This is a genomic window from Paraburkholderia mimosarum LMG 23256 = NBRC 106338, assembly GCF_000739815.1.
Classification (GTDB): domain Bacteria; phylum Pseudomonadota; class Gammaproteobacteria; order Burkholderiales; family Burkholderiaceae; genus Paraburkholderia; species Paraburkholderia mimosarum.
This window is the reverse complement of record NZ_BBJJ01000032.1, coordinates 52,041-71,001: the sequence shown is the minus strand read 5'-3', so window position 1 is coordinate 71,001 and position 18,961 is coordinate 52,041. Positions and strand designations below refer to the sequence as shown.

18 protein-coding genes and 1 pseudogene are annotated in these 18,961 nt (G+C 62.0%); 4 read left to right on the top strand and 15 right to left on the bottom strand.

Going from position 1 to position 18,961, the window contains the following annotated elements; translation table 11 throughout:
* Window positions 1–91: 91 nt before the first annotated feature.
* Together BMI01S_RS22550 and BMI01S_RS22545 are read right to left on the bottom strand one after the other, a co-directional pair.
* Window positions 92–589 (bottom strand): hypothetical protein, encoded by a 498-nt coding sequence (locus tag BMI01S_RS22550; protein WP_154671214.1) that lies wholly within the window; start codon window positions 587–589, stop codon window positions 92–94.
* Between the two features lie 441 nt (window positions 590–1,030).
* Entirely contained in the window at window positions 1,031–1,705 is a 675-nt protein-coding gene (locus BMI01S_RS22545; protein ID WP_042290639.1) for a TetR/AcrR family transcriptional regulator, read from the bottom strand.
* 119 nt (window positions 1,706–1,824) lie between these two features.
* Between BMI01S_RS22545 and BMI01S_RS22540 the strand changes: the two genes are divergently transcribed.
* The 3 genes from BMI01S_RS22540 (at window position 1,825) to BMI01S_RS22530 (ending at window position 3,807) form a co-directional block, all read left to right on the top strand.
* Window positions 1,825–2,250, top strand: coding sequence for a PaaI family thioesterase (locus BMI01S_RS22540; protein ID WP_154671215.1), 426 nt, complete (start codon window positions 1,825–1,827; stop codon window positions 2,248–2,250).
* Window positions 2,251–2,276: 26 nt separating this feature from the next.
* On the top strand, window positions 2,277–3,467 hold the full coding sequence (locus BMI01S_RS22535; protein WP_042290636.1) for an aromatic ring-hydroxylating oxygenase subunit alpha: 1,191 nt from the start codon (window positions 2,277–2,279) through the stop codon (window positions 3,465–3,467).
* Between the two features lie 82 nt (window positions 3,468–3,549).
* On the top strand, window positions 3,550–3,807 hold the full coding sequence (locus BMI01S_RS22530) for a hypothetical protein (protein ID WP_154671216.1): 258 nt from the start codon (window positions 3,550–3,552) through the stop codon (window positions 3,805–3,807).
* Window positions 3,808–3,918: 111 nt separating this feature from the next.
* Here BMI01S_RS22530 and BMI01S_RS22525 read toward each other — a convergent pair whose 3' ends face one another.
* The 4 genes and pseudogenes from BMI01S_RS22525 to BMI01S_RS22515 all read right to left on the bottom strand — a co-directional run bounded on the left by BMI01S_RS22525 (window position 3,919) and on the right by BMI01S_RS22515 (window position 8,336).
* Complete coding sequence (locus tag BMI01S_RS22525) at window positions 3,919–5,607, bottom strand: flotillin family protein (RefSeq protein WP_042290632.1); 1,689 nt, start codon at window positions 5,605–5,607, stop codon at window positions 3,919–3,921.
* Between the two features lie 80 nt (window positions 5,608–5,687).
* A complete protein-coding gene (locus BMI01S_RS22520) occupies window positions 5,688–6,335 on the bottom strand; it encodes a YqiJ family protein (RefSeq protein WP_028230720.1) in 648 nt (215 codons plus the stop codon).
* A 529-nt stretch (window positions 6,336–6,864) separates the two neighbouring features.
* Window positions 6,865–7,011 (bottom strand): annotated as a pseudogene (locus BMI01S_RS43120) (C4-dicarboxylate ABC transporter permease); the annotation flags it as partial.
* Between the two features lie 23 nt (window positions 7,012–7,034).
* Window positions 7,035–8,336: an MFS transporter gene (locus BMI01S_RS22515; protein WP_042290649.1), complete on the bottom strand. Its 1,302-nt coding sequence runs from the start codon at window positions 8,334–8,336 to the stop codon at window positions 7,035–7,037.
* 289 nt (window positions 8,337–8,625) lie between these two features.
* On the opposite strand from BMI01S_RS22515, the gene BMI01S_RS22510 reads away from it, so the two are divergent.
* Window positions 8,626–9,534, top strand: coding sequence for a LysR family transcriptional regulator (locus BMI01S_RS22510; RefSeq protein WP_028230722.1), 909 nt, complete (start codon window positions 8,626–8,628; stop codon window positions 9,532–9,534).
* Window positions 9,535–9,724: 190 nt separating this feature from the next.
* Here BMI01S_RS22510 and BMI01S_RS22505 read toward each other — a convergent pair whose 3' ends face one another.
* The 9 genes from BMI01S_RS22505 to BMI01S_RS22465 form a co-directional block, all read right to left on the bottom strand.
* Window positions 9,725–10,414: a class I SAM-dependent methyltransferase gene (locus BMI01S_RS22505; protein ID WP_051381391.1), complete on the bottom strand. Its 690-nt coding sequence runs from the start codon at window positions 10,412–10,414 to the stop codon at window positions 9,725–9,727.
* A gap of 48 nt (window positions 10,415–10,462) precedes the next feature.
* The gene (locus tag BMI01S_RS22500; protein ID WP_028230723.1) at window positions 10,463–11,746 is read right to left on the bottom strand and encodes a TRAP transporter large permease; all 1,284 of its coding nucleotides are present in this window, start codon (window positions 11,744–11,746) and stop codon (window positions 10,463–10,465) included.
* On the bottom strand, window positions 11,743–12,327 hold the full coding sequence (locus BMI01S_RS22495) for a TRAP transporter small permease (RefSeq protein WP_028212203.1): 585 nt from the start codon (window positions 12,325–12,327) through the stop codon (window positions 11,743–11,745). Before BMI01S_RS22495 ends, BMI01S_RS22500 begins: the two co-directional genes overlap by 4 nt.
* Window positions 12,328–12,436: 109 nt before the next feature.
* Complete coding sequence (locus BMI01S_RS22490; protein ID WP_028230725.1) at window positions 12,437–13,444, bottom strand: TRAP transporter substrate-binding protein; 1,008 nt, start codon at window positions 13,442–13,444, stop codon at window positions 12,437–12,439.
* A gap of 24 nt (window positions 13,445–13,468) precedes the next feature.
* Window positions 13,469–14,290, bottom strand: a complete 822-nt coding sequence (locus BMI01S_RS22485; RefSeq protein WP_036019099.1) for an HpcH/HpaI aldolase/citrate lyase family protein — start codon at window positions 14,288–14,290, stop codon at window positions 13,469–13,471.
* On the bottom strand, window positions 14,283–15,647 hold the full coding sequence (locus tag BMI01S_RS22480; RefSeq protein ID WP_028230726.1) for an MmgE/PrpD family protein: 1,365 nt from the start codon (window positions 15,645–15,647) through the stop codon (window positions 14,283–14,285). Before BMI01S_RS22480 ends, BMI01S_RS22485 begins: the two co-directional genes overlap by 8 nt.
* A 29-nt stretch (window positions 15,648–15,676) precedes the next feature.
* The gene (locus tag BMI01S_RS22475; RefSeq protein ID WP_028230727.1) at window positions 15,677–16,852 is read right to left on the bottom strand and encodes a CaiB/BaiF CoA transferase family protein; all 1,176 of its coding nucleotides are present in this window, start codon (window positions 16,850–16,852) and stop codon (window positions 15,677–15,679) included.
* A gap of 19 nt (window positions 16,853–16,871) precedes the next feature.
* Window positions 16,872–18,026, bottom strand: a complete 1,155-nt coding sequence (locus tag BMI01S_RS22470) for an acyl-CoA dehydrogenase family protein (RefSeq protein ID WP_036019096.1) — start codon at window positions 18,024–18,026, stop codon at window positions 16,872–16,874.
* 55 nt (window positions 18,027–18,081) lie between these two features.
* Window positions 18,082–18,936: an HTD2 family dehydratase gene (locus tag BMI01S_RS22465; RefSeq protein WP_028230728.1), complete on the bottom strand. Its 855-nt coding sequence runs from the start codon at window positions 18,934–18,936 to the stop codon at window positions 18,082–18,084.
* Between the last annotated feature and the right edge of the window lie 25 nt (window positions 18,937–18,961).

Below are 18,961 nucleotides of genomic sequence, written 5' to 3'. Positions count from 1 at the left end.
ACTTCATTCGCACCCCGAATGGATTTTCCGCACCGCTTGTCTTCGCCGTGCCCCCCCCGAATCGGCGCCGGACAACGAGTCGCGGTTTGGCTTAGCGATAGTCCATTACCAAGGTGGCGTACGAGTTGCGCTCGGCCTTCGACAGCTTCTGCGCGAGCGTGAGTACACCGCCTGAGGCGCCAATGAGGTAACGTCCCGCCGCATCTGGCGAAACCCGTCGTCCGGATCCGTCAGTGAAGCCAACCCGAATGCGGCGACGCGTGGCCGAGCCCGCCTCCGAAACCGGACCATTCGAAGCCACAACCGATACTTCCGCACGCGGCGCGGCGTTCGGGGCACTGCTATAGGCGACCGTGGTGACACCATTGGCGGCGTCGTAGCCTTGACGCCCCTCCATCGTCGCCAGCGCAGCGGAAGGACGCTTGCCCATCGCGATGTCGAATGTCGGCGCGAGGACCGCGCCGACAAAGCGAATCGTCCCGCCATCGGACCATGCCCATGCCGCTACATTGATGCACAACGTCGCCGTCGCGGCAACGCCCATCAGCGCGTATCGCATCGATGCCTGCTTTCCATGCCTTGTTTTCATCGAACCCTCCGATCGATAAGTTCCCGGGACCGCTTGACTGCGGTACTCTTATTGACGGCATGTCATCGAAAATATTGACTGACGTCAATCAACTTTTGTGCGTCGTCGTACGGAGCGATGAGGAAGCAACACTTTCAGCAGATTCTGACAGAATAATCTGTCATATCTTAATATTCGCAATCCTATTTAAATAATGTGGCCCACGGCAAGCGAGACCAACGGTGTCAACCTTGCAGCGAAGCGCTGCCCACTTGATGGCTCGCCCTCGGGTCAAGCCGATGCCACCGTTGGGTCACTAACATCCGTGCTCCGGCCCGAGGAAAGAGACGAACCGACACCGCGCGCCGTCCGGCTCGCGTCATCGCCCGCCTTGTCAAACGCCCTATCCCCCTGGATATAGCGTCGACGTGGTCACCTCAGTGACCCCAGGTGTGCGCGCGCTCACCTTCGATGGGAATTATTTGCCCCGCAGCTCACGCTGTTCAGATAGCCAAGGAGCGCCAAATTCAATGAGCGACGCAGGCTCTCTTGATCCAAAGGATGACGAGTGTCGGAAAGATGACGGATATGAGCATGCGCGATCAGGCCATAGGCGATGGTCTGACAGGTCCGTGCGACGTCATTGGACGTCACCGCCAGATCAGCCCGAGCCTCTTCAAGGATCCGTTCCCATGCCAGCACGAAGCGCTCGTACATCGGTGCATAGGCCGACAGGCCAGAGAATCGGCGTTCCAAAAGATAATGCACTCCCCAATGCGCTGGATGATCGGCGTGCGCCGTCAGCAGACGATCGATCGTCGCCTGGATGGCACGTTCGAGCGACACGTCGGCGTCGATCACCAGGGCCGGCGCGTCTTTCAGCGTCTTCAAAAGCACCTCGGTACGTAGATGGACGCAGACTCTCGCCAGATCGTCCTTGTTGGCAAAATAGTCGTAAAAGCTACCCAGACCGGTGCCCGCCAGATCGACAATGTTACGAATGGTGATGGCTTCATAGTCGTTTTCCATCAAAAGCCGAACAAACGCCTCCTGAAGCGCCCAGGAGGTCTGATGTGCACGCGACTGTCGCGGCTTTCGCCTCCGCATGCTGGGGCGAATCGCGGGACCGGTCTTCATTCGCCAAATAATCCGAACATGAAAGCGAGCAGGAGCTACTACCATAGCATGTGACATTTTGCATACCTAACCTGCTACGCCGTGCGGGTGACAGGGCGCCGATGATGAGGAGATCGCCAATGGACGATATGCAGGCATTTGCCCGCCGGATTTTCGAATCCCAGCCCTTCAGCCACTTCCTCGGTGCTGAATTGGTGGCGTCCTCCAGCGATAGCGCTGAACTGGCGCTGACGGTACGGGATCACCACAAACAGCAGCATGGTTTTGTCCACGGCGGCGTGATCAGTTATCTCGCCGACAACGCCATCACCTTTGCCGGAGGTCTGGCTATGGGCGGAAACGCTCTGACGGCGGAATTCAAAATCAACTACATGCGACCGGCGATAGGTGCTCGCCTCGTCGCGATAGCGCAAGCACGTAGCACCGGAAAACGCATGGTGGTCTGCCAGTGCGACATTTATGCCATCGATGGTCAAGCCCGAAAGCTCTGCGCCCTGGCCCAGGGAACGGTCGTTCCGGCCGCCCAGGACATGCAACGAGCTTAAGGGGTTTCGGCCGAAGGGGAACGACGATGCGTCACCACATTCAGCGGCAGACACTCGATGCCCTGCTTGCCCAGCATCGGCAGGGACGCGATCAGGTCATGCTCGATCGGATTGAGCACATACCCGTCAACCTCTACACCCACCCGGACGTGCTGCGACAGGAAATGACCAGCGTATTCCGGTGTTACCCGATGCTGGTGGGCCATGCATCGCGCCTCCAGGAGCCAGGAAGCTACCTGCTGAGCGATTGGGCAAAGCTTCCCTATGTGATCGTCCGGGACCAGGAGGGGCCATTGCGTGCCTTCCTCAACCTATGCCGTCATCGCGGCGCCCGCCTTGTCTCCGGTCGAGAACCCTGCCTCAAGGCCTTCATCTGCCCGTTTCATGGCTGGTCCTACGGGCTGGATGGACGGCTCAAAGGGATCACGAAGCCCTACAACTTCCCGGACCTCGATCGGGGAGCGTTCTCCCTGATCGAACTCCCGGTCGTGGAACGTGCCGGTCTCGTCTGGATTCACCCCACGCCGGGTGCGGACATCGATCTGGATCGCTATCTGGGTTCCCTGGGCGACGATCTGGATCATTTTAAACTCGACGATCTCGCCCGGTACCGCAAAACCCGTGTCATCAAGCAGGCCAACTGGAAGCTGCTCATCAAGACCTATCTGGAGGGGTATCACGTCCCCTACCTGCATCGCGACACCCTCTCCCAGGCATTCCGGCAAGGCGTTATCGTCCATGATGAAGTGGGACCCCATATTCGTCTGGTGGCGGCACGCACCCAGTTTTCCGAGCGGATGAAGTGCGAGCGTGCCAAGCGGGACATCCTGGAGGTCGCTTCGGTCTACTACGCGTTCTTTCCCCACGCCTTCTTCATCATGCACCCGGACTACGTGTCGATCAACCTGTTCTATCCCGAGGCCCCGGATCGAACGCTCTGGACCCACGAGATGCTCTACCGGCCTGAACGGTTCGAGGGCGGGGCGGGACAGAAGGCCTTGGAGAAACGCTTCCGGTACACCAACGACACCGTGTTTGATGAGGAGGATTTCGCGGTGGCCGAGGGCGTGCAGGCGGGCCTGGTCTATGGGGGCAACACAGTCCATACGCTCGGTCTCGAAGAGGGACTACTTGCCATGTTTCAGCAAAATATCGAAACGGCCATTCGTACACACGATCTATCTGGTGGAGGGGCAGCGCGTGCGTCCGGTTCTTGAGCACCTCGTGACAGATGTATCCGAAGCGAATTGGGATCGGGCGCCGATCGACGGAGAATGTACGGCAGGCCAGCAGTATGAGATGAAACGCACCATCGCGGTTGGCTCTATTGCTCCCGCGGGATTTGCGACGCTAAAGCTCACCGGGAAGTCAGTGCACGTGGATTACGGTAAGGCCGCCGATAGCTGTTGGCGCGGACAAACATCCAGACCGCAGACGAAAACCGTGAGGGAGGTAAGCGATGTCTCAATCAGCTATCGCGACGGTGCCTATCTGGTTCCGCAGGCGCTCACCGTTATGCCGAAGGCGCCTGGTCCGTACGTTTATGTTACGGAATGACCGTGCAATCAGATGGCCACGTTCCAGGACAGGCCCCTCGACTCTCGCGGATTCGCCACGCTTGCGCCGATGCGCTACAGCATGATGCGGCGCATCTGGCGCAAGCGCGGTTCAACGTGCCACGCCGTCGCCCGCGGGAAGCGGTTCATGCGCGGCTGGAACAGCCTGTGCCATCTCGGCCGGCACGACACCCGCCACCATCGACTGCAACGACGTGCCGTTCAAACCGATTTCCTTGAGCAGCGAATCGACGAGCGGTGCATGTGCGCGATAAGCGAGCGCCGCCGACATGGCCTGTTCGGCGAGATTGCTGTTGCCTGCCGTGCCTGACACACCGTCGATCGATACGGCACCACGATTCAGGCCGTCGACCTGGATGATCTTGATGCCTTCAATCGCCTTCATTGGCTCGACCGTCTGCTGGATCACCGCCGGCAGTGCCTGGAGCAAGGCCAGCTTGAACTTGAGGCTCGTCTGATCCGAAGACAGCGTGTTGATCGCGTCGTTCAGCGCGCGCTGTGCCTCGGCGTTCGCCAATCCCTTCTTGCGCTCCGCTTCCGCGAGTTCGACGATCGCAGTGGCCTGCATCTGCGCGGCCTCTCGTTCGGCGCGCGCCTTCGTTGTGATGTGTACCGCGTTGGTTTCCGCTTCCTGCGCGGCTTCGATCAGCGCGACCTGCTTGGCCCGATCCGCCTCGGCCGTGCGGCGAGTCGTTTCGACGAGTTGTTCGGCCTTCACGGCCTCGGCCAGCGACTCGTTAGCACGCGCCTGCGCCTGCGATTGCGCCTCCGATTTCTGCGCGATAATGATCGCCTTTTCCTGCTCTGCGATCTGCGTCACGCGCGACTGATCGATCTCCTTCACGCGTACTTCGCGCTCGGCTTCGACCTTGCGCGATCGCACCGCCTGCTCGCGCTCAATTTCCGACTCCTGCACCTGGCGCTCGGCGACGATGCGGCTTTGCTCCGCCTCCTGATGACGTTGCGCCTCGAATGCGGTGATGCGCGCGGTTTGCTCCGCCGTGCGCGTCTTCACCTGCTGCTCCTGCTCGAGCTTCATGAAGGCTTCCTGCTGTTCGATTTCGAGCCGCTTCGCCAGTGCGTCACGATTCTTCTCGCGCACCGATACTTCCGTATCCTGCTCGACTTCGTTGCGCTCCTTGCGGCGACGCTCCGTTTCCTGCGTGAGCTTCGTGAGACCTTCGGCATCGAATGCGTTGTTCGGATCGAAAAACTCCTTCAATGTCTGGTTGAAGTTAGTGAGGGACACGCTTTCGAGTTCCAGGCCATTCTTCGTCAAGTCTTCCGCCACGGTGTTCTGCACACCTTGCACGAACTTTTCTCGCGCATCCTGGAGATCCTGCATCGTCATTTGCGCCGCCGTCGAGCGCAGGGCATCGACGAACTTGTCGTCCACCAGCGCACGCAGATTCTCCGGCGCGAGCGTGCGCTGGCCGAGCGTTTGCGCGGCCGTCGAAACGCCTTCCGACGTGGGCTTGACGCGCACAAAGAACGCCACCACGACGTCCACACGCATGCGGTCTTTGGTGATCAGGCTGTCACGCGACGCGCGGCTCACTTCGAGCTTCAGCGTGTTCATGTTGATGGGAATGACTTCATGGAATACCGGTAACACTATCGCGCCGCCGCTCATGATGACACGCTGACCGCCGAGGCCAGTTCGCACGAACCCCCGCTCGGCCGATGCGCGCACATAGAGCCGCGAAAAAATCAGACCGATCAGACACAGCGCCAGCACCACCGCAAAACCGACGGCTCCCCATAACATAATCGTATTCATTGCCTTTTTAAACTCCCAAAGTAAAGAACCTGCGATGGCAGACGTACAACGTCATGACGCTTGCCGCAGCGCAGTCCACGTCACTCATGACGCGGACTTTTGATCGCGCGATACAGCGACGCGGAAACGCGCGCAACGATCAACACCGTTTGGCCACGTACAAAAAAATGACTACCATCGTCCGGCTCGACTCGCAGGTAGTGCGCCTGGCCGAATTCATCGACGAAACGCGCTTCGGCCGGATTGCCTTGCGTAGCCTCGCCGGTCACGATACGCACCGGCCTGCCGATGAAATCGATTTCCGATAACGCGCTTGTTTCTTCCCGAGGCATAAACCGGCCGAGCGGCTTGCCGACTTTGCGGACGAAACACAGCGCGATTGAAAAGGCGAAAATAGCCGCAACGAATGGCGGCAGCATGAAATGAAAGAGCAAGTGCAGGACCGATTGCAGCATCAAGCCGGAAATCGAGAAGCCCGTGAGCAGCAACACCATAAAAACCAGAAATGGCACGCGGCCCACGTGAAGCCAGCCGAGAAACTGTCCGGCAATGCCCGTTTGCACGCAGCCGCCATGATCGATATCGAAGTGATGAACCAGCATGTTGCCTGCGTGCTCACTTGCGCTAAAGCCGAGCAATAACGTCAAGACTTCCAGCAAACCTATCGCGATCATCACGCCGATCGCAGCGATGAACGGCGCGTATCCTGCCAGCAGCTGCGCGGTCATGAGTTGCGCAGATGAGCGAGTACATCTTCAAAAGCCACAACGCTACAGTGTTGTCGTATCAACTGGTGTCTCCTGCGAAGGGTCGCCGTTCGATCGTGTTCGATGATCGAGTCGACAAGGTTTTGAAAGAGGCTCGCCTTGAGATAGCGCGCACTACCAGATGAAGTTCCTGAACCATTCGGCCACGCTGAACCGGATCCGATGTTACAGGCAATCGCCCCTCCTTCATCTCAAAAAAACGGAGTTGGGCCAGTACGCAAGATTTCGTCGACGTCATGAAACCGATCCATCCCGAAACCTTCCATACGTTTATTTCGAGACAAATAGAGCACTCTAAAAATATTCCGATAGAATTTTAAAGATGAGAATTTGATTCGGAATACTAGTTATCGGGCGAACCGCCAATCTCAAGAAGCAGTCTATCGGTCGCCGTCCGCCCTCTTGCGGAAAACAAACGGAACCTCGCGCAGCACATCCAGTTCCTCGCGAACGGTGTCGCAACCGGGGTCGTGGAGTTTCATGGCCATCCTCACATCATGCCGAGCGCCCTGGGCAACCAGAGCGAAAGGAGCGGCATATACGTAGCCATCACAAGGAGTGCGATCATCGTCAGCAGCCACGGCCAGACGGCCACCGTCAGGTCGGTAATGCCCATGCGCGTGATGCCGCTCGTGATGATATGGATGCCGAAATACCTGCTTATTCCGCGTGTGCCGTTGGCAGAAGAAGGACCGCGCCAGCTGCAAGCAGGCCGATCAGCGCAAAAACGACGAAATTGAAGCCGACACCGAGCCCGCTCGCCGCCACGTAGCCGCCGAGCAGCGGTCCACTCATCGCGCCGATCCGGGAAAAGCTCAGCGCCCAGCCGGTGGCCGCGGCGCGCACCGATCCAGGATAGTAGTCGGCCAGATGACCCGTCAGGATCAGCGACGCCGAAATGCTGCCGACTCCGGCCAGCGCGACGAACAGATAGTTCAGCGCGACACCGTGCCTGAACATCAGCGCGAGCACCGCGAGCGCGCCGAGCAGGTAGAACACGCCAACGGTCGCGCGCACACCGGCGCGGTCGGCGACCTTGCCGAGCAGGAGCCCTCCGAGCGCCGACGCGAAGCTGAACACGATCAGAAACGTCAGGCTTGAGCCAAGGTCGTAGCCGCTCCGGCGCATGATGGTCGGCAGCCACGTATTGAGCCCGTAGATCAGCAATAGGCCGCAGAACAACGCCGTCCAGAAGCACAGCGTCGCACGCAGATGGCGTCGCGCGAACACTTCGCCCAGTACCCCGCGCCAGTTGCCGTAGTCCGCGCCGGAAGTACGCGCCGGCAAGACCGGCACGTCGACGCCCAGGCGTGCCGCTAGTTCGGCCGCCTGCCCATGACGCCCCTGGCTTACCAGATACTCGATCGATTCAGGCAGCGCGCGCGCCATCGGCCACAGCAGCACGAGCGGCACGGCCCCGCACGCGACCACACCGCGCCAGCCGAACCCGGGCAGCAACTGGATCGCCGCCGCGGCCGCGCACAGAATACCGAGCGAATAGCCCGAATACATCAGCCCATAGTTGAAGTTGCGGCGATGCGGCGCCGAGTATTCGATCGTCAACGCGGCAGCCACCGGAATCACACCGCCGAGCCCGAGCCCACCGATGAAGGGGAACACCGCGAACCAGCCCGGCGTCGGTGCCCAGGCTGCGCCCAGCATCGTCAGCGAGAACAGTGTCGCGCACATGAGCAGCATGCGACGCCGGCCGAGCAGATCGCTCAGCGTGCCGATCAGAAAAGCGCCGAAGAACATCCCAAGCAATGCATAGCTGCCCAACGCGCCCAACTGGACCGGGCTCAGATGCCAGGCTTTGTACTCGGCGAGCGCCGGCAGCACCGCGCCCATCACGCCAACGTCGTAACCCTCGAACAGAATCGCGAGCCAGCACACGAGCAGCACGCGAGCGGTGACACGCGACGGCAGGCGCAACGAGACGCATTGATCTGGAACGGCGGACATGGCGCAAGACTCCTCAGCTTTATTCAGCGGGTCCGATTCAAACCGGTACTTCGCGCGATGCATGGCGTCGCTGCACTGCAGCCAGCCGGTCAAGGGATCGAATGATCGCCCGACCATCACGTGCGTGATCGTTTGAGGTCAGGCGAGTATAGGAATAAAGTACGATTTCGCCGAATCGATCAATATCCGGTGGCTGAATAAGTTTATTTATTAACCCGCACGCTGCGCGCCCGGAGCCATCGCCCCCGAACGATGGCTGCTGGCATCGGCGGCTAACGAGCACTCACGCGTGGACACCACCCGCATCGATTTGAACCTGCTGCGTGTCTTTCACGCCATTCTGGAAGAACATAGCCTGACGCTGGCGGCGATCCGGCTGGGGGTGTCCCAGCCCGCGGTGAGCTACGCGCTCGGCCGATTGCGCGCGATCCTCGAAGACCCGCTGTTCGTGCGTAACGGCAACGAGATGCAACCCACATCGGCCGCGCTGGAGATGCGCGAGCCGCTGCGCGCCGCTATAACCGCGGCCGAACATGCGCTGCAATTGATGGTCCCGTTCAACCCGAAGACCAGCACGCGTGCGTTCCGGATTGCCATGTCGGATATCGGCGAGCTTGCGTTCCTGCCGCCGCTCTACGCGGCGCTGGCGGAATGCGCGCCTCATGTGCGACTAGATGTTCAGTCGATCCCGCTCGATCAGATCGAGGACGTGTTGCGCGTGGGACGCCTCGATCTCGCGCTCGGCAATCTGCCGGCGCTGGTTGGCCGGACTCGTCATCAGCCGCTTTTCCACGAAGACTACGTGTGCATGACGCGCCGCCGTCGGGGTCTGCCGCGGCGTGCGCTCACGCTCGAGCAATACCTGACGTTACCGCACGTGCTCGTGAGCTCGCTCGAAAGCGGACATCATCAGATCGAGGGCAGTTTCCGGAAACGAAACATTCACAGGCAGATTGCGCTTCAGGTACCGCACTTCACCGTGGTGCCCCACATCCTCGCGCATACGGACCTGATCGTGACGTTGCCGCGGAGCACCGTCCCGTTGCTCAACCCAGGCGGCAAACTCGCGGTCTACGATCTGCCGGTCGATATTCCCGGCGTGACCGTCACCGTGCATTGGCACGCGAATTTTGACATGCATGACGCGAACCGCTGGATCAGGACACTGGTGATCGAACAACTGAGCGACGCAACGTAGCCCGCGTTTCTACCTCTGCCCCTTCACCGGACCCAACGTCAGCGGCTTCCGGGGCCTCGCATGGCCATCCCCATGCATGCCTGGGCATGCACGGTTCGCGGCCCTGCCCATGCGCTCACCCGCCATCCATCCACTGTGCCCGGCATCCTCCATGCCACCTATACCGGTTCAGCATGACTGAAGCAGCAGTCTATCGGTCGCCGTGCACCCTCTTGCTGAAAACATTAGCCCGCATCGGCCGCACGAAATGCGCGCCGTCCGCCCGCATATGGCGCTCGAATGCCTCCCGTACGCGATCGACCACCGCATCGGTCAACCCGAAATCGCTGTGTGTGACCCGCATCACCTTGCGCTCGAAATCGGCAAAGTCGCTGAAACGCACCGGCACGAGATAGTGGATCTCGCGTGTCTGTTTCCACTGACCGCTGTTGCCGGCGCGCACGAGCGCATCGAATGCCGCTTGTCGCACCACCTGCTCATCGTGGAATAGCCTGATGATCTCATTCAGATCGCCCGCGAACACAGGCTCGGCGAACCAGGCGACACCGCCTGGGCGCAGCACCCGGTGAATCTCGTCGAGGGCCGTGTCGAGCAGATCGAGGGGAACATGGTGCAACGACTTGAACATGAGCACGACGTCGCACGATTCCGGCTCACACGGAATGGCCTGCGCCGGCCCGAATTCGTAGCGGATATTGGCGTGACGGTTGCGGGTCTGGTTGTGCCCAAGCTGGATACGATCGACCTCCAGTGCGCGAATCCGCGCTCTCGGCCATGCATCTGCAATTTTGCGCGTCAAGTCGCCCGTGCCGCAGCCGAGTTCAAGGATGTCTCGCAGCGGAATCATCATGCCCGGAGGCTGCAGGACCTCGCGCAGCACATCCAGTTCCTCGCGAACGGTGTCGCAACCGGGGTCGTGGAGTCATCCTCACATCATGCCGAGCGCCTTGGGCAACCAGAGCGAAAGGATCGGCATATACGTCGCCATCACAAGGAACGCGATCATCGTCAGCAGCCACGGCCAGACGGCCACCGTCAGCTCGGTAATGCCCATGCGCGTGATGCCGCTAGTGACATAGAGATTGAGCCCCACCGGCGGATGGCACAGGCCCACTTCCATATTGATGATGATCACGATGCCAAAGTGGATCGGGTCGATGCCGAGCTGCATCGCCACCGGAAACAGGATCGGCGCCATGATCAGCACGATCGAGGACGGTTCCATCACGTTGCCGGCAATCAGCAGCAGCACGTTGACCATCAGCAGGAAGGTGATCGGTCCCAGCCCCATATGCAGGAGCCATTCCGCCATCTGCTGCGGAATGTTCTCCGAGGTCATCAAAAACGAGAACAATACCGCGTTGGTGATGATGTACAGGATCATCGCACTCAGGTTCGCAGATGCGAGCAGAACCTTCGGCACCTCCTTGAGTTTCATGTCCTTGTAGACGAACACCGCGACGAAGAAGGCATAGACCGCACTCATGGCAGCCGCCTCGGTCGCCGTGAAGATGCCCGAATAGATGCCGCCGATCACGACGACCACGAGGAACAAACCCCAGATGCTCTCGCGGAACGCCCCGAAGCGCTGGCCCCAGTTTGCCCTGGGCATGCGCGGATAGTCGTTCTTCCTGGCAATGTGCGACGTGGTCACGGCCAGCATGGCCGTCAGGATCAGGCCCGGTATCACGCCCGCAACGAATAACGCTCCGATCGATGTGTTGGTAGAAACCGCATAGATGACCTTGACGATCGAGGGCAACATCAGGATACCGAGCGCCCCCGATGTAGCGATCACGCCGGCGCCGAACTTGCGGGGAAAGCCCTGCTGCTCCATTGCCGGCAGCACGACCGAGCCGATGGCCACAACCGTCGCCGGGCTGGAGCCGCAGATGGCGGCAAACAGCGCGCAGGCAACCACGCCCGCGAGCCCGAGGCCGCCATGCCAGTGACCGATCAAGGAGGTGGCAAAGGCAATCATGCGCCGCGCCACCCCGCCGTGTGTCAGAAAATTGCCCGCAAGGATGAAAAACGGGATTGCCATGATCTCGAACTTCTCGATCCCGGTGAACAGCTTGAGCGCCACCGATTCGATCGGCACGTGGGTCATGGTGAACAGATACGTCAGCACCGTGAGACCGAGGGAGATCGAGATCGGCATGCCCGTGATCATCAGCAGGATCAGCAGCCCAAAGATGATGTAAGCGTTCATTGCCGTGCCTCGTGACTCAGGGGATGAAGGTCATGCGCGGCACCTTCGTCCACGCCCTCGACATGCGCGATGTCGTGATGCGGCAGCTTGCCGGTACGCATGAAATTCCACGCCACCTGCAGAAAGCGGAAGCACATGAGGTACGAGCCGCACGGAATGGCCAGATAGACGAGCCACATCGGCGCTTCGAGGTCCGGTGACACCTGGTCGGTATGCGCGATCTGCCAGACGAAGCGCGCGCCCATGGTGCCGACGATGCCGGTGAACAGCGCGCCAGCCAGCAGCCCGAACACGACGAAGCCACCGCGCAGGCGATCGTCAAACCGGTTGATCAGCACGTCGACGCCCACATGGATGCCCGTGCGCACGCCATAGGCGGCGCCAAACTTCGCCATCCAGACGAACATGTAGATGCAGAGCTCCTGAGCCCAGCTCATGTCGAGCTGGAGCAGGTATTCCTGCAGCACCGGAACGCCGGAGGCATAGCGGTGTGCCACGGCAGCGAAAATCAGCAGCGTTGCCGCTCCCATGAGGAAGACGATCAGCCATTCCTCGAGGCGGTCAAAGAATTTGAGAATCATGGGACGTGCCAGATCTAGGTGGATGCGCAGTCACAACGCGCCGCTGCGCATCGCAGGCGCGTTCCCGTAAGGCGGCCGCCATGGCATGGCTGCCGCGGCTACCGACTGGTTACAGCCTGGCAGGATCGAAGCCCGTGGCCTTGTAGATGGCCTCGATGGTGTCTTTGCCGACGCGGCTCTCCTGCTGGCGATGCACCTTGATGAGCGCCTGCTTCCATTGGACGCGCTCAGCCGGCGTTAGCGCGATGATCTGCGTCTTACCCGTGGATTTGATTTTTTCCAGCGCGTCGTCGTTTTCCTTTCTGGCGATGTCATCCGCATAGGTGGTGGCATCGCGCATCGCCCCTTCGAGCGCGGTGCGGATATCGGGCGGCAATCCATCCCAGAACTTCTTGTTGACGATCACGGCGTAGCCTATATAGCCGTGGTTGGACACCGTCAGGTACTTCTGCACCTCGTTCATACGCTGCGTGAGCACGTTAGACGTGGTGTTCTCGGTGCCGTCGACCACACCGGTCTGCAGGCCCTGATAGACCTCGGAGAACGCCATCACCTGCGGAATCGCGCCCAGCGCCCGGAACTGCGCGTCCAGCACCTTCGACGACTGGATGCGGAACTTCAGGCCCTTGAAGTCGGCTGGCACATGCATCGGCTTGTTCGCAGTCACGACCTTGAAGCCGTTGTCCCAGTAGGCCAGCCCCGTGATGCCCTTGCTTTGCAGCTTGTCGAGCAGTTGTTTGCCCACCGGGCCCTGCGTCACCTTGTGCAGCCCGGTGTAATCGGAGAACAGGTACGGCAGATCGAACACCTCGAATTCGCGCACGCCAAGCGGGCCGAACTTCGCCAGCGACGGTGCCAGCATCTGCACGGAACCGAGCTGCAGCGCCTGCATCTCCTCCCCGTCCTTATACAGGGTGCTGTTCGGATAGACCTCGACCTTGACGCGGCCCTGGGTGCGTTCTTCCGCGAGCTTCCTGAAATACTCGGCGCTCAGCCCCTTGGGCGTGTCATGCGCCACCACGTGGCTGAACTTGATGACGATCGGCTCACCGGCGGGTACCGCACTGCTGACCAGCAGCGCCATTGCGCCGAATAGTGTTGCCAGGGTTTTCTTCATTGTCTCCTCCACGTTGCGCAATCGTTATGACCGACTGCTTGATAAAATCCGCTGCGCCTTGCGTATCACGGGCAGGTCCACCATCTTCCCGTCCACGGCCACTGCCCCCTGGCGCGCGGCGTCAGCCGCCGCAACGATGCGCGTGGCCCAGGCAAGGTCCTGCCCGGAAGGGCTGAGTGCCGCGTGCACGCAGCCGACCTGCCGAGGATGGATGCACAGCTTTGCCCCGAAACCCAGGCGGCGTGCCCGCAGCGTATCGGCGCGCAGTTGCTCGACATCGTCGATGACAGTGCTCACGCCATCGACGGGCGACGGCAGCCCTGCCAGGCGGGACACCAGCACGAGATGCGAACGGAAATACAGCAGATCGTCTTCATCGGCATCCATGTCGAGGTCCACCTGCAGGTCAATCGAGCCGAACATGAGCCGCTGCACGCCGGGTGTCTCGGCCAGCGCGCGCGCATGCCAGACGCCTTGCGCGGTCTCGATGAGCGGGAAGATCGCCATGCCCGCAGAAACGCATCGGTTCAGGATGGGTCCGTCCTGCGTCCCGGCTTTCGGTAGCACGATGCCGGCCACGCCCGGCATGCTGCACAGGCGCAGATCCTCTTCGAACGCCTCGCTGCCGGCACCGTTGATGCGAACCAGCACCGGCCGCTCGGGTGACAGCCAGGCTGCGAGCGCGTAGCGCGCGGCGGCCTTGTACTCGGGCGGCACCGCGTCTTCGAGATCGATGATGACCGCGTCCGCTCCGGCGCCAACCGCCTTGTCGAATCGATCGGGCCGATGTCCGGGAACGAACAGGTAGGAGCGCGCAGTCTGCAGGGCCACGGCGCGCTCAAGCATGGGACGGCATCAGGCGACCGATTCGTTCGGCCCGGGCGAGACTCCGGATCGATGCGAGCACGGTCTGCATTTGCGCCGCATCGGCGGCCCGGCTGAACGCTGCGAGACGCAGCGCCTTGTCTTCCAGTTCGCTGCGCGACAACGTGTTGCCGGGATCGCCCTTCGGCTCGTCGACGCGGCCGTGCAACTCGCGTCCGTCCGTGGTGAGCACCGTCACCTTGCCGATCCACCGCGCGGGGTAAGCCTGATCGACCTCGGCATCGAGCTCCATGGCGACCTTGTCGCGCAACGCCGCGACCTCTGCATCGTCGAAGCTGGACGCAAACTCCTCGACACCGGCACGACCATAGCGCGCGATCAGCCCGAGCACCGTGCCCATCGAGAACTTCGCCTGATGGACGGTCTGCGGGTCCACCACCGGCCCCAGCACGTCGATTGCACCTTGATGAACATGCGCCGTGACGCGCGCAATCTGCGCGGGCGCTAGCCGATGCGTCTTTACCACCTGCAGCAGCGCATCGGCGGCGGGATGCGTGTGGCGGCACGAGGCGTGGTATTTGAACGAGGTTTCGGCAAGCGCCCAGCGTTGGCCGAGACGGTCCGTCAGCCGCGCCGGATTCGCGCTCCGAGACATGCCGGCAGCCATCCCCTGCTCTCCTTCGAGAATGCGTCGCGCACCGGTGAAGCCATCGCGTGCCAGCCAGGCGGCCGACAGGCCGCATGCGGCAGCATGCGCCGTGTGCAATTGTTTTGAATCAGCCGCATCACGCAGGAATTCCCACAACCCCGCCGACTGCGTGCCGGCCGATCCAAACGCATCGAGCATCTGCGCGGGCGAAAGCCCCAGCAGACGTCCGGCTGCCGCGGCGGCCGCGAGCGTGCCTGCTGTGCCCGTCGTATGAAACACCTTGTAATGCGGGCGGCCAAGAAACTCGCCGACACGGATGCCCACCTCATAGCCGGCAACGGCCGCCGTCAGCAGATCACGGCCGGAGGACCCCAGCGCCTGCGCCACGGCCAGCGCGGCAGGAAACACCACCGTCGCGGGATGGAACACGGAGCCGTTGTGAACGTCATCCTGCTCGGCAAAGTGCGAAGCGGCGGCATTCACGAGCGCGGCAAAGAACGGCGAGGTCAACCGGCGAGAGATCAGCACTTCCGAGGATCCGCCGTCGGGTCCCATCGCACGAGCGAAGCGCTCCAGCGTCTCGACCGGCCGTGCACCGTGACCCGCGAGGCAGGAGCCCAGCCAGTCCAGCAACAGTTCTTCGGCGCGCACCACGACCGGCGCGGGGATGTCATCGAAAGCCAGCGACGCGGCAAACGTCGCGAGAACCTGGCTCGGGTGGTCGCTCATGGGGTGGTTGTCCTTGCTTCCCGTCGTATTCAGATGGCCCGTTCCACACGCAGGCGGTCGATCGCTTCCTGGCCGTACCCGAGCTCTGCCATGATGGCCTCGGTGTGCTCCCCAAGCGCAGGAACCGGGTCGAGGCGCGGTGCGATCGCGTCCGGAACCGGCGGCCGCAACACGGGAATGTCCCCAGCCGGAGTCTTCACATTGGCCCAGCGGTGACGCGCCTCGAGTTGGGGGTGCTGCCAGACGTCGTGCATCGTGTTCAGGTGCGCATTGGCGATCTGTGCATGGTCGAGCCGCTCGATGACCTGCTCTGCGGTGAGTCCGGCAAAGACGGTATCGATGATCGCGCGCAGTTCGTCTCGCGCGGCCGTTCGCCGGGAATTGGACGAGAAGCGCGGGTCCGTCGCCAGCGCCGGCTGCTCCAGCACCTTCGCGCAAAACGCTTCCCACTCGCGCTCGTTCTGCAACCCCAGGATGACGGTCTTGCCGTCGCCCGCGGCGAACGGGCCGTACGGGTAAATCGTGGCGTGCGCCGCCCCGGCGCGCTGCGGCGGCTGAGCACCGCCAAACGTGTAATACAGCGGAAAGCTCATCCACTCGGCCATGCACTCGAGCATCGAGACATCAATGCGGCAGCCCACGCCTGTCCTTCCGCGCGCAATCAGCGCGGCCAGGATATTGCTGTACGCGTACATGCCGGCTGAGATGTCGGCGATCGAGCAGCCCGCCTTGGCCGGTTCCTGCTGCGTGCCGGTGACGGACAGGAAGCCGGACTCGGCCTGGATCAGCAGGTCGTAGGCCTTCTTGTCGCGATAGGGGCCGTCCGCACCGTAGCCCGATATGTCGCAGACGATCAGGCGAGGAAATCGTTCACGCAAGGCATCGAACGACAACCCAAGGCGGTCGGCTGCCCCCGGTGCAAGGTTTTGCACCAGCACGTCCGCCCGCGCAAGCAGCTGCATGAGCACGCCCTGCGCTTGCGCGTGCTTGACGTCGAGCGTCAGGCTTTCCTTCGAACGGTTGGTCCATACGAAATGGGATGCGAGGCCGCGCACGCGCTCGTCATAGGCGCGCGCGAAATCGCCGACGCCGGGCCGCTCGATCTTGATCACGCGCGCGCCGAGATCGGCCAGATGGCGTGTGCACAACGGCGCGGCAATCGCATGCTCGAGCGTGACCACCGTGATGCCGTCAAGAGGACGCATCGCTTGCTCCTTCAGGACTTCAAAACGAACGCGGCAGACCGAGAACGTGCTCTGCCACGTACGACAGGATGAGGTTGGTCGAGATCGGGGCGACCTGGTACAGGCGGGTCTCCCGGAACTTGCGCTCGACGTCGTATTCGTTGGCGAAGCCGAAACCGCCGTGGAACTGCAGGCACGCGTTGGCCGCCTCCCACGAGGCATCGGCCGCCAGCAACTTGGCCATGTTGGCCTGCGCACCGCACGGCTTGCTCGCATCGAACAGTTCGCACGCCTCGAAGCGCATCAGGTTGGCGGCTGAGAGATTGATCCACGCGCGCGTAATGGGGAACTGTACGCCCTGGTTCTGCCCGATCGGGCGCCCGAACACCATGCGTTCGTTGACGTACTTCGAGACCTTGTCGATGAACCAATAGCCATCGCCGATGCATTCCGCGGCAATCAGGGTTCGCTCGGCATTCAGACCATCCAGGATATACCGGAAGCCCTTACCCTCTTCACCGATCAGGTTCTCGGCGGGAATCTCGAGGTTGTCGAAAAAGAGCTCGTTGGTCTCGTGGTTGACCATGTTCGCAATCGGCCTCACCGTCATCCCCTGGCCGATTGCCTGATGCAGATCGACGAGGAAGATCGACATGCCTTCGGACTTCTTCGTGACTTCGGACAGCGGCGTCGTTCGGGCCAGCAGGATCATCAGGTCGGAATGCTGCACACGTGAAATCCACACCTTCTGGCCGTTGACCACATAACGGTCGGCGCGCCGCACGGCGGTGGTCTTGAGCTGCGTGGTGTCGGTGCCCGTGGTCGGTTCGGTCACCGCCATCGATTGCAGGCGCAGCTCGCCGCTGGCGATTTTCGGCAACCAGGCGCGCTTCTGCTGCTCCGAGCCGTGGCGCAACAGCGTGCCCATGTTGTACATCTGGCCGTGACAGGCGCCCGAGTTGCCGCCGGCCCGGTTGATCTCTTCCATGATGACCGAGGCCTCGGTCAGACCAAGGCCGGAGCCGCCGTATTCCTGGGGGATCAGCGCCGCGAGCCAGCCCGCCTGCGTGAGCGCATCGACAAACGCCTCGGGATAACCCCGTGCCTCGTCGATCTGGCGAAAGTACTCACTGGGAAATTGCGCACACAGGTCACGTATGGCGTCACGGATGTCCTGGTATTTGTCGGCTGCCATCAACACGGGGAGCGTCCTTTGATTGATCTGGAAGAATCGAGTCGGGTGGGCGATGTCAGGCCAGCGTGGCGGTCGCATCCATGGCGAGCCAGCCGCTGGCGTCCCTGGCCCACAGCTTGACAGTCTTGCCGTCTGCCTCGGGCCTGCCGCATACGGTGAACGGCGCGATATCGAAGAGCGGCCGAACGGCGCGGAACGCAAAGCGGGCCAGTTGCGCGTTCGGCATCTGGGACCGCAGCAGGTCGACCAGCAAGGTGGCGATCAGCGGTCCGTGCACGACCAGGCCCGGATAGCCCTCGACCTCGGTGACGTAGCGGCGGTCGTAGTGAATGCGATGGCCGTTGAAGGTGAGCGCCGAATAGCGGAACAGCAGGACAGCGTCCGGACGAACGACGCGCTCCCACGCGGCATCGGTCGCAGCCGCCCTGGGGGCTGAAACAGGGTCGTCCGGTTTGGGGTAGTCCCGATAGACGATGTCGTGTTCCTCGGTCACGGCCACGCCGTGCTCGTTGCTGATCTGGTGCCGTACCAGCACGAAGACGAGCGTACCGGTGCCGCCGCTCTTGTGGCTGATATCGACGATACGCGAGGTGCGCTCGATCGCCTCGCCCACACGCAGGGGATGATGGAAGCGGAGGCGTCCACCCGCCCACATGCGACGCGGCAATGCGACCGGCGGCAGAAAGCCTCCGCGGCTTGCGTGTCCATCGGGGCCGGTTTCCGATTGCCTGTGCAGTGGCAAAAAGTACAGCCAGTGCCACAGCGGCGCGAGTGCGTCGCCGGCGCGTGGGTCGGGATCATTGCGGTCCAGCGTGGCTGACAGGGCAGCGACCGGCACGGGTACGATCGTGTCGCTGCGGGTCTCGGTGCGGCCGATCCACGCCTCTAGCGCCTTTGCTTCGGGGGTCATCGCTGCCTCGCTGTCCTGTTGAGAC

What these genes read in the sequence shown, in the direction of transcription:
- BMI01S_RS22550 (WP_154671214.1), bottom strand. Translation starts at nt 589, where the DNA reads ATGAAAACAAGGCATGGAAAGCAGGCATCGATGCGATACGCGCTGATG.
- BMI01S_RS22545 (WP_042290639.1), bottom strand. Translation starts at nt 1,705, where the DNA reads ATGAAGACCGGTCCCGCGATTCGCCCCAGCATGCGGAGGCGAAAGCCG.
- BMI01S_RS22540 (WP_154671215.1), top strand. Translation starts at nt 1,825, where the DNA reads ATGGACGATATGCAGGCATTTGCCCGCCGGATTTTCGAATCCCAGCCC.
- BMI01S_RS22535 (WP_042290636.1), top strand. Translation starts at nt 2,277, where the DNA reads ATGCGTCACCACATTCAGCGGCAGACACTCGATGCCCTGCTTGCCCAG.
- BMI01S_RS22530 (WP_154671216.1), top strand. Translation starts at nt 3,550, where the DNA reads ATGAAACGCACCATCGCGGTTGGCTCTATTGCTCCCGCGGGATTTGCG.
- BMI01S_RS22525 (WP_042290632.1), bottom strand. Translation starts at nt 5,607, where the DNA reads ATGAATACGATTATGTTATGGGGAGCCGTCGGTTTTGCGGTGGTGCTG.
- BMI01S_RS22520 (WP_028230720.1), bottom strand. Translation starts at nt 6,335, where the DNA reads ATGACCGCGCAGCTGCTGGCAGGATACGCGCCGTTCATCGCTGCGATC.
- BMI01S_RS22515 (WP_042290649.1), bottom strand. Translation starts at nt 8,336, where the DNA reads ATGTCCGCCGTTCCAGATCAATGCGTCTCGTTGCGCCTGCCGTCGCGT.
- BMI01S_RS22500 (WP_028230723.1), bottom strand. Translation starts at nt 11,746, where the DNA reads ATGAACGCTTACATCATCTTTGGGCTGCTGATCCTGCTGATGATCACG.
- BMI01S_RS22495 (WP_028212203.1), bottom strand. Translation starts at nt 12,327, where the DNA reads ATGATTCTCAAATTCTTTGACCGCCTCGAGGAATGGCTGATCGTCTTC.
- BMI01S_RS22490 (WP_028230725.1), bottom strand. Translation starts at nt 13,444, where the DNA reads ATGAAGAAAACCCTGGCAACACTATTCGGCGCAATGGCGCTGCTGGTC.
- BMI01S_RS22485 (WP_036019099.1), bottom strand. Translation starts at nt 14,290, where the DNA reads ATGCTTGAGCGCGCCGTGGCCCTGCAGACTGCGCGCTCCTACCTGTTC.
- BMI01S_RS22480 (WP_028230726.1), bottom strand. Translation starts at nt 15,647, where the DNA reads ATGAGCGACCACCCGAGCCAGGTTCTCGCGACGTTTGCCGCGTCGCTG.
- BMI01S_RS22475 (WP_028230727.1), bottom strand. Translation starts at nt 16,852, where the DNA reads ATGCGTCCTCTTGACGGCATCACGGTGGTCACGCTCGAGCATGCGATT.
- BMI01S_RS22470 (WP_036019096.1), bottom strand. Translation starts at nt 18,026, where the DNA reads ATGGCAGCCGACAAATACCAGGACATCCGTGACGCCATACGTGACCTG.
- BMI01S_RS22465 (WP_028230728.1), bottom strand. Translation starts at nt 18,936, where the DNA reads ATGACCCCCGAAGCAAAGGCGCTAGAGGCGTGGATCGGCCGCACCGAG.